12 protein-coding genes are annotated in these 16,200 nt (G+C 69.7%); 8 read left to right on the forward strand and 4 right to left on the reverse strand.

Annotation, left to right across the window (positions count from 1 at the left end; translation table 11 throughout):
* Positions 1 to 173 precede the first annotated feature (173 nt).
* On the forward strand, positions 174 to 596 hold the full coding sequence (locus QM721_RS05345; RefSeq protein WP_415119724.1) for a DUF3151 domain-containing protein: 423 nt from the start codon (positions 174 to 176) through the stop codon (positions 594 to 596).
* Between the two features lie 342 nt (positions 597 to 938).
* Positions 939 to 2,225 (forward strand): adenylosuccinate synthase, encoded by a 1,287-nt coding sequence (locus tag QM721_RS05350; RefSeq protein WP_415119726.1) that lies wholly within the window; start codon positions 939 to 941, stop codon positions 2,223 to 2,225.
* Positions 2,226 to 2,283: 58 nt separating this feature from the next.
* On the opposite strand, the gene QM721_RS05355 is transcribed toward QM721_RS05350, so the two are convergent.
* On the reverse strand, positions 2,284 to 3,282 hold the full coding sequence (locus tag QM721_RS05355) for an EamA family transporter (protein WP_415119728.1): 999 nt from the start codon (positions 3,280 to 3,282) through the stop codon (positions 2,284 to 2,286).
* Between the two features lie 35 nt (positions 3,283 to 3,317).
* Here QM721_RS05355 and QM721_RS05360 point away from each other — a divergent pair, with 35 nt between their 5' ends.
* The 4 genes from QM721_RS05360 (at position 3,318) to purB (ending at position 7,883) form a co-directional block, all read left to right on the forward strand.
* Positions 3,318 to 3,872 (forward strand): CGNR zinc finger domain-containing protein, encoded by a 555-nt coding sequence (locus QM721_RS05360; protein ID WP_415119730.1) that lies wholly within the window; start codon positions 3,318 to 3,320, stop codon positions 3,870 to 3,872.
* A gap of 57 nt (positions 3,873 to 3,929) precedes the next feature.
* Positions 3,930 to 4,571, forward strand: a complete 642-nt coding sequence (locus QM721_RS05365; protein WP_415119732.1) for a class I SAM-dependent DNA methyltransferase — start codon at positions 3,930 to 3,932, stop codon at positions 4,569 to 4,571.
* 329 nt (positions 4,572 to 4,900) lie between these two features.
* Complete coding sequence (gene purD, locus QM721_RS05370; RefSeq protein WP_415120121.1) at positions 4,901 to 6,235, forward strand: phosphoribosylamine--glycine ligase; 1,335 nt, start codon at positions 4,901 to 4,903, stop codon at positions 6,233 to 6,235.
* Positions 6,236 to 6,452: 217 nt separating this feature from the next.
* Entirely contained in the window at positions 6,453 to 7,883 is a 1,431-nt protein-coding gene (gene purB / locus QM721_RS05375; RefSeq protein WP_415119734.1) for an adenylosuccinate lyase, read from the forward strand.
* Between the two features lie 252 nt (positions 7,884 to 8,135).
* Here purB and QM721_RS05380 read toward each other — a convergent pair whose 3' ends face one another.
* Positions 8,136 to 9,263 (reverse strand): DUF3048 domain-containing protein, encoded by a 1,128-nt coding sequence (locus tag QM721_RS05380; RefSeq protein WP_415119736.1) that lies wholly within the window; start codon positions 9,261 to 9,263, stop codon positions 8,136 to 8,138.
* Between the two features lie 95 nt (positions 9,264 to 9,358).
* Here QM721_RS05380 and QM721_RS05385 point away from each other — a divergent pair, with 95 nt between their 5' ends.
* Together QM721_RS05385 and QM721_RS05390 are read left to right on the forward strand one after the other, a co-directional pair.
* A complete protein-coding gene (locus QM721_RS05385; protein WP_415119738.1) occupies positions 9,359 to 10,183 on the forward strand; it encodes an alpha/beta hydrolase in 825 nt (274 codons plus the stop codon).
* Positions 10,184 to 10,331: 148 nt separating this feature from the next.
* Complete coding sequence (locus tag QM721_RS05390; protein ID WP_415119740.1) at positions 10,332 to 10,898, forward strand: 4'-phosphopantetheinyl transferase family protein; 567 nt, start codon at positions 10,332 to 10,334, stop codon at positions 10,896 to 10,898.
* Here QM721_RS05390 and QM721_RS05395 read toward each other — a convergent pair.
* Positions 10,811 to 12,103 (reverse strand): M1 family metallopeptidase, encoded by a 1,293-nt coding sequence (locus QM721_RS05395; RefSeq protein ID WP_415119742.1) that lies wholly within the window; start codon positions 12,101 to 12,103, stop codon positions 10,811 to 10,813. The genes QM721_RS05390 and QM721_RS05395 overlap by 88 nt on opposite strands.
* Positions 12,103 to 15,957 (reverse strand): Pls/PosA family non-ribosomal peptide synthetase, encoded by a 3,855-nt coding sequence (locus QM721_RS05400; RefSeq protein WP_415119744.1) that lies wholly within the window; start codon positions 15,955 to 15,957, stop codon positions 12,103 to 12,105. Before QM721_RS05400 ends, QM721_RS05395 begins: the two co-directional genes overlap by 1 nt.
* Positions 15,958 to 16,200: the final 243 nt, after the last annotated feature.

Consider the following 16,200-nt stretch of genomic DNA (forward strand, 5'->3'; position numbering starts at 1 on the left):
TCCGCCGCTTCGAGCAGCACAGCTTGGGTCGAGCGGGTGTCGGGGCAGCGGTGAGCTGCGGCAACACCTGTGCGCGCGACGGTGCCGCATGCTCTGCAGCCCCAGCGGCAACAGTGCGGCGCCCGGTCAAGTCCCTGGCCGCTGCCCGATCGTCGATCGCTAGGGTGGAGTCCATGCCGCATCTGCCCTTTGCCGACCCGGACGCCCGACGCACATTGCTGCCCGACGATCCGGCCGCCACCGCGCCGTCCGGCGCCGACCCGCTCGAGGTGGCTGCCGAGTTTCCGACGTCGAGCCTGGCCTGGGCCGTGCTGGCCGAGCAGGCGCTGGATCAGGGCACGCGCGCGGGGGTGTTGCAGGCCTATGCCTTTGCCCGTACCGGCTACCACCGCGGTCTGGATGCTCTGCGCCGCCACGGTTGGCGCGGTTCCGGCCCGGTGCCGTGGGAACACGAGCCGAACCAGGGCTTTCTGCGCGCGGTGTGGGCGCTGGCCCGTGCGGCGCAGGCGATCGGCGAGACCGCCGAGAACGAACGCTGCGTGCAATTGCTGGTGGACTCATCCCCGACCGGGTATGCCGAACTGAGCGGGAGCTGAAGAAGCACTGATCAACGCAACCCTTGCTGGTTGAGCCTGTCGAAACCTGATCGTGAGGGCAGTCTGTTGGGGTCTCGACAGGCTCGACCGGCGAGGACCAGTGACCGCCGTTGGTTGAGCCTGTCGAAACCTGATCGTGAGATCACCTCCGCTTGCCGGGATCACCTCCGTTGCGCCCAAGCGAGTGCGCTGAGGCCGGCGCACGCTCACCTCGTCGTCCTCGTCGGCGAAACCCGGCGAGTCTCGACCTGACCCGCCGTCGGGAGCAGGCGAACACACTCCGCTAGGCTCAGCCGGTAAGGGCCCGGCGACGGGCCGTTCTCGTGCCGGAGGGATTCACACATGCCGGGCATCGTGGTCGTCGGAGCGCAATGGGGCGACGAGGGCAAGGGCAAGGCCACCGACCAGTTGGGCGACCGCGTCGACTACACGGTTCGCTATTCGGGCGGCAACAACGCCGGGCACACCCTCGTGGTGGGTGGCGAGCGGTACGCGCTGCACCTACTGCCGTCGGGAATCTTGAGCCCGAACAGCGTGCCGGTGATCGGCAACGGCGTGGTGATCGACCTCGACGTGCTGTTCGACGAGATCGACGGGCTGGCGGCCCGCGGCGTCGATGCCGCCCGCAAGCTGCTGGTGTCAGCCAACGCGCACCTGATCACGCCCTACCACCAGACCATCGACAAGGTCTCGGAACGCTTTCTCGGCAAGCGCAAGATCGGCACCACCGGACGCGGCGTCGGCCCGGCCTACTCAGACAAGGTCAACCGACTGGGCATCAGGGTGCAGGATCTGTTCGACGAAGAGCTGCTGCGGCAGAAGGTCGAGGCGGCGCTGTGGCAGAAGAACCATCTGCTGGTGAAGGTGTACAACCAGCGTGCCATCGACCCCGATCAGATCGCCGAGCGGCTGCTGGGGCACGTCGAGCGGCTGCGGCCGATGGTGACCGACACCTCGCGGGTGCTCAACGACGCCCTGGACGCCGGCCAGGTGGTGCTGTTCGAGGGCGCCCAGGCGCACCACCTCGATGTCGACCACGGCACCTACCCCTACGTGACATCGTCCAACCCGATCGCGGCGGGTGCCTGCACCGGCGCCGGCATCGGCCCCACCCGCATCGACCGGGTGGTGGGCATCGCGAAGGCGTACACCACCCGGGTGGGGGAGGGGCCGTTCCCGACCGAACTGCTGGACGCCGACGGCGACAAGATTCGCGCCGACGGAGCCGAGTTCGGCACCACCACGGGACGCAAGCGCCGCTGCGGCTGGTACGACGCGCTGGTGGTCGAGGCGGCGGCGTCCGCCAACGCGTTCACCGACATCTTTCTGACCAAGCTCGACATCTTGTCGGGCTGGCCGAAGGTTCCGGTCTGCGTCGCCTACGACGTGGACGGCGAGCGCACCGACCGGCTGCCGATGACGCAGCACGACTTTGCCCGGGCCGTCCCGGTGTACGAGTTGCAGGAGGGCTGGAGCGAGGACATCAGCGGTGCCCGCAGCTTCGCCGACCTGCCCAAGACCTGTCAGGCCTACGTGCGCCGGCTGGAGGAGCTCAGTGGCGCCCGCATCTCGGGCATCGGCGTGGGGCCCGGCCGCGAGCAAGTGGTCGTGCTGAACGACCTGCTCTGAACCAAAAGAACCGTCCCCAATGGTTCAGGGGACGGTTCTTTTTGGTTCAGCGACGCGCTCAGGACGGCTGCTGTTCGCCGGACTGACCGCGTTGCACGATCGCCACGCCGGCCAGCAGGATCACCCCGCCGGCCAGTTGCGGCAGGCCTGTTAGCTCGCCGAGCAGCAGCCAGGCCCAGCCGGCCGCAAACAGCACCTCGGTCAGCCCGACGAAGCTCGCCACCGTCGATCCCAGGTGCTGCACGCCGACGAACCCCAGCGCGTACGCGGCCGCCGCGGCAACCAATGCAAGCTCGAGCAGCGGCACCCACCAGGGCAGGTCCAGGCCGGCGAAGCTGACGTCGGCGGTGGCCGCCTGCAGCGGCATCAGCCCGGCCAGAGCGGCCACCAGGATCGCGATGGTGCCGATCGTCAGCCCGACGGCCACGAACGTCAGCGGTGGCAGGGTCATCGGCTGCGCCGACACCACGAAGTACACCGCCAGGCCGAAGGTGGCGAGCAGCCCCCAGGCGATGCCGCGCAGGTCGAGCCCGCCCATGCTCGCTGGGTCGAGCACGATCACCAGTCCGGCGATGGCGGTCACGACGCCCAGCACGGTGAGCCGGGACGGCAGCCGCCGGGTGCGCAGCGCCACCCAGCACACCACGAGCAGAATGCCCAGGTACTCCAGCAGTATGCCCAGCGCCACCGGCACGTGATGCACCGCGTTGAAGAAGCCCACTTGGGCCGTGGCGCCGCCGAAGACGCCGTAGCAGAGCAGCGGACGCCAGTGGTCGAGCAGGAGCCGCCACCGCCGCCGCAGCGCGATCAGCCCGGGGACCAGCAGCACCGCGGCCGCCAGGCCCAGTCGGACGGCCACCACGGCGCCGGCGCTCCAACCGGAGGCAAGCAGCGGTTTGGCGAAGGCGCCCGAGGTGCCGAACGCCGCGGCCGAGACCAGCGCGGCGGTCCAGCCGACGACTCCGGTGCGGCGCGCGGGGGCGACCGGCAGCACGCTCTCAGCGACCGCTTCGACCACCACGCCCTCCACCCCCTGTAATGAGTAATCGGTTACCATGACCATGACATCGTACCAATGCGTCAGGAGTCAAGATGGACTTCACTCATGACACCCGCCTGTCGCTGCAGGCGCTCACCGCTTTGGTCAATACCCGCCGCCCTGACACCCTGACCACCGTGGTCGACCTCGATGAGCTGTGCGCCCGGTGGCGATGGTCGGGCAGCCGCACCCACGATGGGGCCGAGCTTGAGGCCGTCCGCGGGGTGCGAGACCGGCTGGCCGGCTTCTGGGGCGCCGACGAGCAGGCCGTCGTCGACCTGATCAACGCGCTGCTGGTCGAGGGGCGGGCGCTGCCCCAGTTGGTGCGGCACGACGACTTCGACTGGCACATTCACGCCGCGCCGCCCGACGCCCCGCTGGTGGTGCGCATGCTCGTCGAGTACGCCATGGCGATGATGGACGTGGTGCGCTCCGGCGAGCTCGACCGGCTGCACTACTGTGCCGCCGACGACTGCGATGACGTGGTGCTCGACCTGAGCCGCAACCGCTCGCGCAAGTACTGTGATTCGGGCTGCGGCAACCGCAGCAACGTGGCGGCCTACCGGGCTCGGCGCCGATCGGGCAGCACAGTCGCAGCCAAGACCTGACCCAACCCTCGACCCCGCTGCTTCCACGCCGGCGCTTACTGGGGCAGCATGTGGGTCATGATGAAGTACGACGCCCGCTGGTTCGCCAGTCAGGCGGCGACCTGGGACGACGACCCGCGCAGAGTCGAGCGGGCCCGTCGGGCCGCGAACGCCATCGCCGCCGAGGTGCCGCTCGACCCGTCGTGGTCGGTGCTCGACTACGGTGCCGGCACCGGGCTGCTGGCTTTCGCGCTGGCCGACCAGGTGGGCGACCTGCTGCTGCTGGATGCCTCTGACGGCATGGTCGAAGCCGCCCGTCGGCGGATTGCCGCGTGTGGGCGCTCAGGCATGCGGGCCCAACTGCACGATCTGACCCAGGCCCCGCTGCCCGGCGGTGAGCGGTTCGACCTGGTGATCTCGATGATGGTGCTGCACCACGTCGACGACGTGCCGGTGCTACTCAAGCGACTGTTCGACGCCACGAACGACGGCGGCTGGATCGCCCTGCTCGACCTGGAGCCCGAGCAGGGGGAGTACCACGACCCCTGCTTCACCGGCCACCACGGCTTCAGCCGGGGCATGCTGCGGCGGACGCTGGCCGCGGCAGGCTTCGGTCACCTGACCGTGCGCCAGGTGCTCGAGGTCGAGAAGCAGGTGGACGGCGTGCCGCGCAGGTTCGGTGTGTTTCTTGCCACCGCCCGCAAGGGTGTGCCGAGCTGATCGGGTTCCCGACGGCCTCCCGGGCCGGCACGGCCCGCATCGTCGGTGCCGCCCGACGCAACCCCGTCGTGAGGCTGGGTGCGGCGGTCGTGGACTGCAACGTCGGGCGATCCGGGCACCGTGCTGTTGGTCTGGCGGCGCATCTGCCAGACACTGCACCTCTCCCGGAGAACTCCCGCCTGGCAACACTCGGGAAGCACTGATTTTTCGCTGGGCGAGCCTGTCGAGACCCCAAACAGAGTGCCCTCACTAGGTGTTTCGACAAGCTCAACCAACGGTGGACGCATGGATCAGTACTTCCCTAGGCTGAGCCCGTGCGAAACCAGCAACTGTCCGTCCTGGTCGTCGGCAACGGTGGCCGTGAGCATGCCCTCGCCTTGGCGCTGGCGCACGACCCGTCGGTCACCCGGCTGTTCTGCGCGCCCGGAAACCCGGGAACTGCCACGGTCGCCACCAACTATCCGGTGGTGATTGACGATCCCCGTGCGGTGGTCACGCTGGCCCGGCGGCTGCGCGTTGACCTGGTGGTGATCGGGCCCGAGGCACCGCTGGTGGCCGGGGTGGCCGACGCCGTCCGGGGGGCCGGTATCGCGTGCTTCGGCCCGTCCAAGGCGGCGGCCCGACTTGAGGGGTCGAAGGTGTTCGCCAAAGAGGTGATGGCGGCTGCCGGTGTGCCGACCGCCCGGTCGCGCTACTGCGAGACGCTCGACGAGGTGGCACAGGCGCTCGACCACTTCGGTGCGCCGCACGTGGTGAAGGACGACGGTCTGGCTGCAGGCAAGGGTGTGATCGTCACCGACGACCGCGCCGCCGCGCTGGCCCACGCACAGGGCTGCCTGCCGGTGGTCGTTGAGGAGTACTTGGACGGTCCCGAGGTGAGCCTGTTCGCGATCACCGATGGTCTGACTGCGCTGCCGCTGCAACCCGCACAGGACTTCAAGCGAGTCGGTGAGCGCGACAGCGGGCCGAACACCGGCGGCATGGGTGCCTACACGCCGCTGCCGTGGGCGCCGCCGGGGCTGGTCGACGAGATCATGCAGAGCGTTATCGAGCCGACCATCGCCGAACTCGGCCGGCAGGGCACCCCGTTCGTCGGCTTGCTGTATGCCGGGCTGGCGCTCACCTCGAACGGGTTGCGGGTGGTCGAGTTCAACGTACGCTTCGGCGACCCCGAGACCCAGGCGGTGCTCGCCGCCCTCGACTCGCCGCTGGGGCAGGTCTTGTATGCGGCGGCCGTCGGCAACCTGGAAGACGTCGGAGAGCTGGCTTGGAAGTCGGGCTCGGCGGTGGCGGTGGTGCTGGCTGCCGAGGGCTACCCGGGCAAGCCGGTGCTGGGCGGCACGATCGCCGGGCCGCGGCTGCGAGGCTCGGCCGACAACGTGCACATCGTGCACGCCGGCACGGCGCTGAACGCCGACGGCGAGTTGGTCGCGGCAGGCGGCCGGGTGTTGGCCGTGGTGGCGCAGGCGGCTTCGCTGCAGAAGGCCCGGGCCGATGCCTACGCCGCGGTGGACGAGTTGGACGCCCCCACGCTGTTCTGCCGGCGCGACATCGCCGAGAAGGCGGAGCGGGGCACGATCGAGGTGTCGCGGGCCTATCAGGTGAACTCCAGCTACGCCCAGTACGTGGCCGACGTCGCCGAGGGCGATGCCGGCCAGTGGTGAGCAGCAGCCACCAATCAATCGTCGGTCGAGCTTGTCGAGATCGCAGGTGTGTCGTTGCGGTGGAAGGCTTTCGACAAGCTCAACCAGCGGTGGGTGCGTTGATTAATCGTCGGTCGAGCTTGTCGAGACCTGTGCTGTGCGGCTTTGCCGAGGGGCCACGCGCGCTGCGAGCCGTTCGCATTGGGGCCGTTGCCGGGGGTCGTGAAAGCATGAAGGCATGACCGTTCCCAACGTGTTGGCCACCCGTTACGCGTCCGAGCCGATGCGGGCGATCTGGAGCCCTGAGAACAAGATCGTCGCCGAGCGGCGGTTGTGGATCGCGGTGCTGAAGGCGCAGAAGGAACTCGGCGTCGACTTCGGCGGTGCCGACCCAGCGACGGTGATCGCCGACTACAAGCGAGTGGTCGACCAGGTCGACCTGGCCTCGATCGAGGCTCGCGAGCGGATCACCCGGCACGACGTGAAGGCGCGCATCGAAGAGTTCAATGCGCTGGCCGGGCACGAGCAGGTGCACAAGGGCATGACCAGCCGCGACCTCACCGAGAACATCGAGCAATACCAGGTGCTCAGCGGGCTGAAACTGGTCCGCGAGCGCATCGTGACGGTGCTCGTGACGCTCACCCGGCTGGCGCTGCAGTACCGCGACCAGCCGCTGACCGGACGCTCGCACAACGTCGCCGCGCAGCTCACCACGCTGGGCAAGCGGTTCGCCACGGCTGCGGACGAGCTGCTGGTGGCGTTCGCGCGCATCGACGAGCTGATCAACCGCTACCCGGCGCGAGGTATCAAGGGGCCGATGGGCACGGCGCAAGACATGCTCGACCTGCTCGGCGGCAGCGCCAAGAAGCAGTTGGCGCTAGAGAGCCAGATCGGCCAGCACCTCGGCTTCGCCCGCATCTTCACCTCAACCGGTCAGGTGTACCCGCGTTCGCTCGATTACGAGGTGCTGACCGCGCTGGTGCAAGTGGCGGCGGCACCGTCCAACGTGGCGACGACGATTCGGCTGATGGCCGGGCACGAACTGGTCACCGAAGGGTTCAAAGAAGGACAGGTCGGCAGTTCGGCGATGCCGCACAAGATGAACACCCGGTCGTGCGAGCGGGTCAACGGTCTCAGCGTGATCCTGCGCGGCTACGCAACCATGGTGGGCGAGCTGGCCGGCGATCAGTGGAACGAGGGCGACGTGTCGTGTTCGGTGGTGCGCCGGGTGGCGTTACCGGACGCCTTCTACGCCCTCGACGGCCTGTTCGAGACCTTCTTGACGGTGCTGGCCGAGTTCGGCGCCTTCCCGGCGGTGATCGAGGCCGAGCTGTCCCGTTACCTGCCGTTCTTGACCACCACCAAGGTGCTGATGGCGGCCGTCCGGGCCGGGGTGGGGCGCGAGGCGGCCCACGAGGCGATCAAGGAGCATGCGGTGGCGGTGGCGCTCGACCTGCGCCGCGGCGTCCGCAGCAACGACCTGCTCGACCGGCTGGCCGCCGACCCGCGGCTCGGGCTGACCCGGGAGCAGTTGCAGGCGACGCAGGCCGATCCGCTGGAGTTGACCGGGGCGGCTCGCGACCAGGTGGACGACGTGGCCGACAAGGTGAAGCGGATCGCGAAGAAGTACCCGGCTGCCGCGGCCTACACCCCGGGTTCGGTGCTGTAGTGAGGTTCCGGTTTTCGCCGGTCGAGGGAAGCGCTGATTTTCCCTGGTCGAGCCTGCTGAGACCTCAGGCAGAGTGCTCTGACTAGGGATTTCGACAAGCTCGACCGGCGAGGGTTGCGTTGATCAGTACGTCCCTAGCTTGTCGAGATCTCAGGCGTGCCGTGCTGATGAGGGGTTTCGCCCTAGCTCAACCGGCGGTGGCTCAACCAGCGGTGGCTCAACCAGCGGTGGGCATGTTGGTCAGCGCCTGGTTCAGCTCTTGATGACGATCTTCGCGCTCTTATTCGGCAACTCCACGTAGGTCTGGCCCGGGGCCATCGACAGCGGGCGGCCGTCGTCGAGGGTGAACGAGAAGATCTCTTCGACGCTGCCCTTGGCCCAGGTGCCGGTGACGTACTTTCCCCCGTGAAAGTAGTGGAACGGGCCGCTGGTGTCGATGATGTCGTGAATCGGTTCGTCGTGGCCGCTGCCGGAGTAGATCTTGTCGTAGTGCTGCTTGGCGCGAATGATCAGTACGTTGTCGGGAGCCACCCTGGTGCCGTCGCTCAGAGTGTGCGCCCCCCACGGCATACTGCGTAGCCAGGTTCCGGTCTTCTCGCTCCAGGTGTACAACATGTTGTAGCTGTTGCCGCTCTTCCACGGCACGCTGATCGACGCCGCGGTCTTGCCGTCGACGGTGCTGGCCAGCTTCGCGTCGCCGAACGGAAAGTAGACCTGCGGCGGCCCGTCGCGAAACTTCTTGGTCTGCTTGGCCAGCACCTTCGGGTGGCACAAGACGGCCCGGTCGTAGTAGGTGACGCCTTGGTACACCCGAACTCGGGCCGGGTCGATCGAGTACGACCCGGTGCCTTTGGTTTTCATGTACGACAACATGCCCTCGAGAAAGCTGCTGTAGTGCTTGACGTATTTGAGTACCCAGCCGGTGGCCCCGGTGTTGCCGATGATGGCGTGCATGGGGCTGAGCAAGGGAACGTCCACCGGACGGATCGAGCGCACCGGGCCCACCGCGTCCGGCATCGAGGAGTGGAACACCGGGACCAGCCGGGTGCTGCTGTAGCCGGACGCGTCGCGGTAGCCGTCCAACTGGACGAACACGATGTCGGCCTTGTCGAGGCCGCGCTGCGGGTGCTCGTTGCGGTTGTCGGGCACCTTCACCGCCACCGCGGCGTGCTTGGCGTCGTCGGCGTCTTTCAGCAGCTTGCCCGACAGCGGCCAGCGGGGCCGGTCATCGACGCTGGCCGACGGCGACGGCGTCGGGGTTGCGCTCGTGGAGGGCTCCGGGGTGCTCGACGGGGTCTGCTGCCCCGTGCAGCCCGCGGCGACGGCTCCGGCGGTTCCGAGCAGACCGACAAGCGCCGTCCGACGGCTCAGTTCGTGCATGTCAGACAAGGTACAACCTTCAGCAACGCGGCACGAAGCCGGGCTGGCATCATGGGCAGCACGCCGCGGTCGCGGTCGACGAATCGGAGGTGACGGTGGCGCAGCCCACGTGGATCGAGCACGGTGTTCCGGGCCGGCACGGTGAGGTCAGGGTGCGCGAGTACACCCCCGACGGTGAGCCGCGCGGTCCGCGCCTGGTCTGGGTGCATGGCGGTGGCTGGGTGGTCGGCACGCTGGACGAGCCCGAGGCGCACGGGGTGAGCATGGCAGTGGCGGAGGCGGGCTTTCCGGTCACCAGCGTCGAGTACGGATTGCTGCCGCGGTTTCCGGTGGTCGGGCCGCTGCGGCTCAAACCGTCGCCGTTTCGCTACCCGGTGAGTCACGACCAGGTGATGGACGCGTGGCTGTACGCCGAGCGCACCCACGGCGGCCCGATGTGGCTGGGGGGTGCGAGCGCCGGTGCATGTCTCGCGGCGGCAGTGGCGCTGCGGCTGCGCGACGGCGAGGGCAGCCGTCCGCTCGGGCTGGCTTTTCTCTACGGCCTGTTCCACGGCCAACTGCCGGCCCCGTCGGCTTCGTTGCGCCGGCGCATGTTCGGCGTGTCAGACCTGCGGGTGGTGCAAGAGATGGTGCGGCGGGCGGCCGTCAACCACGCCGGCTCGGCCGCCGACCTGGACAATCCGGCGATCTTCCCCGGGGTGGCCGACCTGGCGGGGCTGCCGCCGGTGCACCTGCTGAACGCCGATCGCGACCTGCTGCGATCCTCGGCCGAGAACTTCGCCCGTCGGCTCACCGCTGCCGGCGTGCCGCATGAGGGGTGGTACCTGCCCGGCACCATGCACGGCTTTCTGGCCCGTCCCGACCGTCGCGCATTCAGCATCGGCACCGGCGCCCTGGCTGGCTGGCTGGCCGGCGGGTGATGTGAACCGTCGGGGTGACGTTGAACCATCGGTGGACGGTTCTTCCTGGTTCAGGGGACGGTTCCTTCGGTTCAAGAGCCGTCTTTGAACCGTTGAGAACCGTCCCCTGAACCGAAGGAACCGTCCCCTGAACCGGCAGGATGAACTCGTGACCAGCGACCCGGGGCATTGTCTGGCCCTGCAGCTCGCCTCGAACCTCGTCGGTGCGGACGTCCGGCAGCTACGGCACCGCTGCTCAAGGTGCCGCTCCGGTGAGCACGGCGTGCCCTTCGCCGACTTCGACCAACGACGCATCGCCCTGTCGATCTCGCGGGCACCAGGGGTGATCGCCGCGGCGGCGAGCCTCGACGGTTCGATCGGCATCGACATCGAACGACACCAGGCGGCCGGGTTCGACGGCTTCGCGACGGTGGCCCTGCACCCGGACGAACCCGCACCCGCCTCGTCCGCCGACGCCACCCGGCTGTGGGTGCGAAAGGAGGCGGTGCTGAAGGCACTGGGCAGCGGGCTGCGGATCGACCCCCGCACGGTGCGCCTCGCCACCAGCGACCCGCCGCGGCTGCTCGAATGGCCCGACCCACGGCCACCGGAGCACCTCGAACTGCGCGACCTGAGTGCCCCGGACGGCTACACCGCGGCGCTGGCCGGCATCGGCGGCAGCGGCCTGGCGTACACCCAGGTGTCGATCAGGCCCGCCACGTCGCCGTCGGTGTAGCGCTGGGCGTGCGCCACGAACCCGGCCGTGGTCACCACGCCCCAGCGGTTCGCCGACGTCCAGTCGCGCAGCATCTCGAAGAACCGCCCGCCCAGCAGCGCGCGCAGCGCGTGCAGGGTGAGCGCCCCCCGCTTGTACACCCGGTCGTCGAACATCTTCTCCCGGCCCGGGTCGCCGAGCAGCAGATCCTGAGGCAGCCCGGCCAGCCTGCGGTGATGCTCAGCAGCCAGCTCATGGCAGGAGCGTCCGCCCGAGGCGTCCGACCAGAGCCATTCGCTGTAGCAGGCGAACCCCTCGTGCAGCCAGATGTCGGCCCAGCGTGCGGCGGTGAGGCTGTTGCCGAACCATTGGTGGGCCAGTTCGTGCGCGACCAGCCGTTCGTTGCTCCACCCGGCCACGGCGTGGTTGGCGCCGAAGGTCGACAGCGTCTGCGCCTCGAGCGGAATCTCCAGGTCGTCGGCGGTGATCACCGCCGAGTAATGGTCGAACGGGTACGGCCCGAACAGTTCGGTGAACGTGGTCAGCATCTCGGCCTGCCGCTCGAAGGCCGTGTTCTTGCCCACCTCCACAGCCCGCGGATGCACCAGCTCGACCGGGCCGGCCGCAGAGCTGACGTACTTGCCGACGTGCAGCACCGCCAGGTATGGCGCCATTGGCTCGGCCTGCTCGTAGCGCCAGGTGGTGCGTCCCGAACGCCGGTCACGCCCGGCCAGCACCCCGTTGGCCACCACCCGGTAGCCGTCGGTGACCGTGACGGCGAAGCTGTAGGACGATTTGTCGTCGGGTCGGTCGTTGCACGGAAACCACGACGGCGCCCCGCATGGCTGCGCCGCCACCAGCACGCCCTCGGTGAGCTCCTCCCACCCCACCGGGCCGAACACGCTGGGCATCGGACGCGGCTTGCCCGCATAGTCCACCTCGACGCGGACCAGTGCGCCGGCCGGCACCGGCGACGGCAACCCGATGCGCAGCCTGCGCTCACGGTGGGTGAACCGCGCGGGGCGTCCATCGACCCGCACCTTCGCGACCTTCAGCCCGTACAGGTCGAGCGCCACCTGGGTGAGTGGCTCGACGGCCTCGATCGCCAGTGTTGCCCGCCCGCTGAGATGGTTGGTGGTGATCTTGTAGTCGAGTTCGAGGGCATACGACCGTACGCCGAACCGACGGTTCCCGTGGCCGGGCACGTACGGGTCGGCAGCAGGCATCATTCCTCCGTGGTCGGCTCGGGCGCCGGCCACGGGGCAATCGGGTTACCGATCCATCGGGTCTTGTCAGGAACGGATTCACCGCGCATGACCAGCGATACCGGCCCGATCGTAGCGTGTCGCCCGATGGTCGCCGCGGGCAGGATCACACTGTTCGGGCCGAGCGTGGCACCGGCCCGCAGGGTGACGGTGTCCATGCTCAGTACCCGGTCGTGAAATAGGTGCGTCTGCACCACGCAGCCCGCGTTCACGCTCACCCCGGCACGCAGGTCGATCAGGTCGGCCTCCGGCAGCCAGTACGTCTCGCACCACACGCCCTGGCCGACCTTGGCGCCCATCGAACGGAACCACAGGTTCAATGCCGGCGTACCCATCGTGGGGTGGGCGAACCAGGGAGCGGCCAGCAACTCGACGAACATGTCGGCCAGTTCGTTGCGCCACACCAGGGAGCTCCACAACGGGTGGTCTGAGGGCCGCAGTCGTCCGAGCAGCACCCACTTGGCCAGCGACGCCGCCGCCGCCGCCAGCACCCCGCCCACGGCCAGCACCAGCCCGGAGGCCAATGCGGCCAGCCACCAGCCGATGCCAGCCAGAGCGATCAGGGCAGCCACGCACAGCGTGGTGAGCGTCACCAGGGTGAGCGGAGCGAGCAGCCGGCAGACGTCCACCGCGGCTCGGGCCACTTTCAGCGCCGCGGTGGGGGCGTAGGTGCGCGAGGTGTCCGCGGTTGCGGCGCTGCGCCGAAGCTGGGTTGGCGGCGACCCGATCCACGACGTGCCGCGCTTGGCGCGGGCCCGCGCCGGGGCGGCCGACAGCACCGCGACCAGCCCGCCCTTGGGCACCTTGCGCCCGGGAGCGGCCATGCCCGAGTTGCCGACGAAGGCGTGTTTGCCGATGCGCACCTCCTCGATGCGCAACCAGCCGCCGCCCAGTTCGTAGCCGCCGATAAGGGTGTCGTCGGCCAGAAAGGCACCATCGGCCACGGTGACCAGCTTGGGGATCAGCAGCGTGGTGGACGCCTCGACCTCGCGGCCGATCGTGGCGCCGAGGCTACGCAGCCAGGCCGGCGTGGCGAAGCTCGAGTACAGCGGGAACAGCCAGGTGCGGGCCTCGTCGAGCACCCGGATCGTCGACCAGGCCTGCCAGGCGATACGCGACTGCACCGGGTGATGACCGGCCACCAGCCCGATGCCGAGCAGCCGCACCAGGGCCCAGACCAGCGCCGTCAGCACCAGGTAGCCGGCCAGCGTGGCCGGCAGCAGCCAGGGCAGCACGGCCGGCAGCGCGGCGCCCGGCGAACTCACCCCGCCTAGCGCCGGCCACAGCACCGCGAACCCGGCCAGTGTGGCCAGCAGCGGCAGCGCGGCGATCAGCACCCCCATGCCGGCGTAGCCGAGCAGCCAGGCCGGCTTATTGTTCGGACGCTCCGGCCACGGCCCGCGCGACCGGTCGCGCACCTTCACCGCCGGTGATCCCGACCAGTACTCGCCCGCTCCGACCACCCCGAACACCGACGAGCCGGGGGCGATCTCGGCTTCCGCGCCCACCTCGGCGCCGGGCACCAAGGTGCTGCGGGCGCCGACCCGGGCGCCCTTGCCGACCCGCAGTGCGCCGATGATCAGTTGCCCGCCGTCGAGCCAGTGGCCGGTCAGATCGACCTCGGGTTCGATCGAGCAGCCGGCGCCCAGGTGCAGCAGCCCAGTGACCGGTGGGGCGCTGTGCAGGTCGACGTGCCGGCCGACGGTGGCGCCGAGCAGCCGGGCGTACCAGCGCAGCAGCACCGCGGCAGCGATCGACTCGGCCCCCATTTCGTCGGCGAACCGTTCGGCCAGCCACAGCCGCAGGTGCACCCGGCCGCCGCGCGGGTAACTGCCCGGCCCGATGCCGGCCAGGATCAGCCGCACTCCCAACGCGGTGAGCAGCAGCCGTCCTGGGGTGAAGATCAGCAGCGCCCAGCCGAGCATGATCCACCACCACGACAGCGTCGGCGCCCAGGCCAGCCCCGCGGCGTTGGCGAGGTTGCTCGCGGCCGCGGCCCAGATCGTCCAGCGCACGCCGGCGATGGTGCGCAGCGGCAGCAGGGCCAGCAATTGGCCACGCTGGGTCTTGCGCGGCACCGGGTGCACGTTGGCGTTGAGCTGCGACGCCGGAGCAGCCATCTCGTCGAGATGGTGGGCCAGGCCGGCCAGGGTGGGGTGGTCGTAGATGTCGGCGACGGTCACCTCGGGGTGGGTGCGGCGCAGCAGCGACACCATCTGCGCCGCGGTCAGCGAGCCGCCGCCCAGGTCGAAGAAGTCCGCCTCGAGCGAGCCGACCCGGGCGCCGAGCACCGATTCCCAATGGTCGCGCACCATGGCCGGGGTGCCGCTGAGTTGCAGGTCGGACGCGTCGCCGCTGGTGTTGGGCAGCGGCCAGGGCAGGGCGTCGCGGTCGATCTTGCCCGAGGTGCGGGTGGGCAGTTCGGGAACCACGGCCAGCCGGGGCACCAGGGGAGCGGGCAGCCGCTCGCGCAGCCGGGCCAGCGCGGCGGTCGCGTCGAAGCCGGGTTCGACCGCGACGTAGCCCACCAGCAACTGGCTGCCCGAACCGGTGCGGCGCACCGCCGCGGCCGCCCCGCTGACCCCGGGCAGGTCGAGCAGCGCGTTGTCGATCTCGCCCAGTTCGATGCGTCGTCCGCCGACCTTCACCTGGTCGTCTGCCCGGCCGACGAACAGCAGTCCGGCTTCGTCGTTGATCACCAGATCGCCCGAGCGGTAGGCCCGCTGCCAGCCCAAGGACGGCAGCGGGGCGTACTTCTCGGCGTCCTTGACCGGGTCGAGGTAGCGGGCCAGGCCGACGCCGCCGATGATCAGCTCGCCGGTGCCGCCCGGCGGCACCGGGTTGCCGGACGGGTCGACGACAGCCAGGTCCCAGCCGTCCAGCGGCAGCCCGATGCGAATCGGCGGTTCGCCGGTCAGCCGGGCGCCGCAGGCCACCACCGTGGCCTCGGTGGGGCCGTAGGTGTTCCACACCTCGCGCTGCGGGGTGACCAGACGGGCGCCCAGTTCAGGCGGGCAGGCTTCGCCGCCCAGAATGAGCAGCCGCACCCGGCGCAACGCCTCGGCCGGCCACAGCGACACCAGGGTGGGTACGGTGCTCACCACGGTGATCCGGTTGGCCTGCAGCCACGGGCCCAGATCCATGCCGGAGCGCACCAGCGAGCGGGGCGCCGGCACCAGACAGGCGCCGTAGCGCCAGGCCAGCCACATCTCTTCGCACGAGGCGTCGAAGGCCACCGAGAGTCCGGCCATCACCCGGTCGCCCACACCCAGCGGTGCGTCGGCCAGAAACAGCCGGGCCTCGGCGTCCACGAATGCGGCGGCGTTGCGGTGGGTGACGGCGACTCCTTTGGGTGTGCCGGTCGAGCCCGAGGTGAAGATCACCCAGGCGTCATCGTCGGGGCTCGGGTCGACCCGTTCGACCGCTGGACGGGCCTGGCCGTGCGGCGTGATCTCGAGATCGTTGCCGATCACCGCGCGCACGCCGGCCTCGGCGAAGACGGTGCGGGCGCGGTCGTCCGGATCGTCGGCATCGACCGGCACGTAGCCGGCACCGGCCAGCAGAATGCCCATGATCGCCAGGTACAACTCGGTGGTTCCTGAGGCGATGCGCACGCCGACCTTGTCGCCGGGACCGATCCCGAGCTGGGCCAGATCGTCGGCGACCTCGTCGGCGGCGTCGGCGAACTCGTCGTAGGTGAGCACGGTGGCACCGTTGTCGAGCGCCTCGGCGTCGCCGCACTGGGCGACGGTTTCGCGAAAGACGTCTACCAGGGTGCGCGGAGGGGGTGCGAGCGGGCCGCGCAACAGGCTCACGAGTGCTCCTTCAACCGCAGGCGGGGTCAACTGCCGGCGGGCCGATCCGGGTGAGACTGCATTATGACGCCGCCAGGCAAACAGCGGGTGAACCATTCCGGCCCGTTGCCTCGGCTCCGCCCACCTTTTGGTTCAGGGGACGGTTCCAGATGGTTCAGGGGACGGTTCTTCATCATCCAGCCCCATGGTTCCTGCCCTTGTTCTCGGTTGCATCGGCCCGTTTAAAGCCAGATGGGAAGGGTG

This window comes from Micropruina sp. (assembly GCF_047602085.1).
Taxonomy (GTDB): domain Bacteria; phylum Actinomycetota; class Actinomycetes; order Propionibacteriales; family Propionibacteriaceae; genus Micropruina.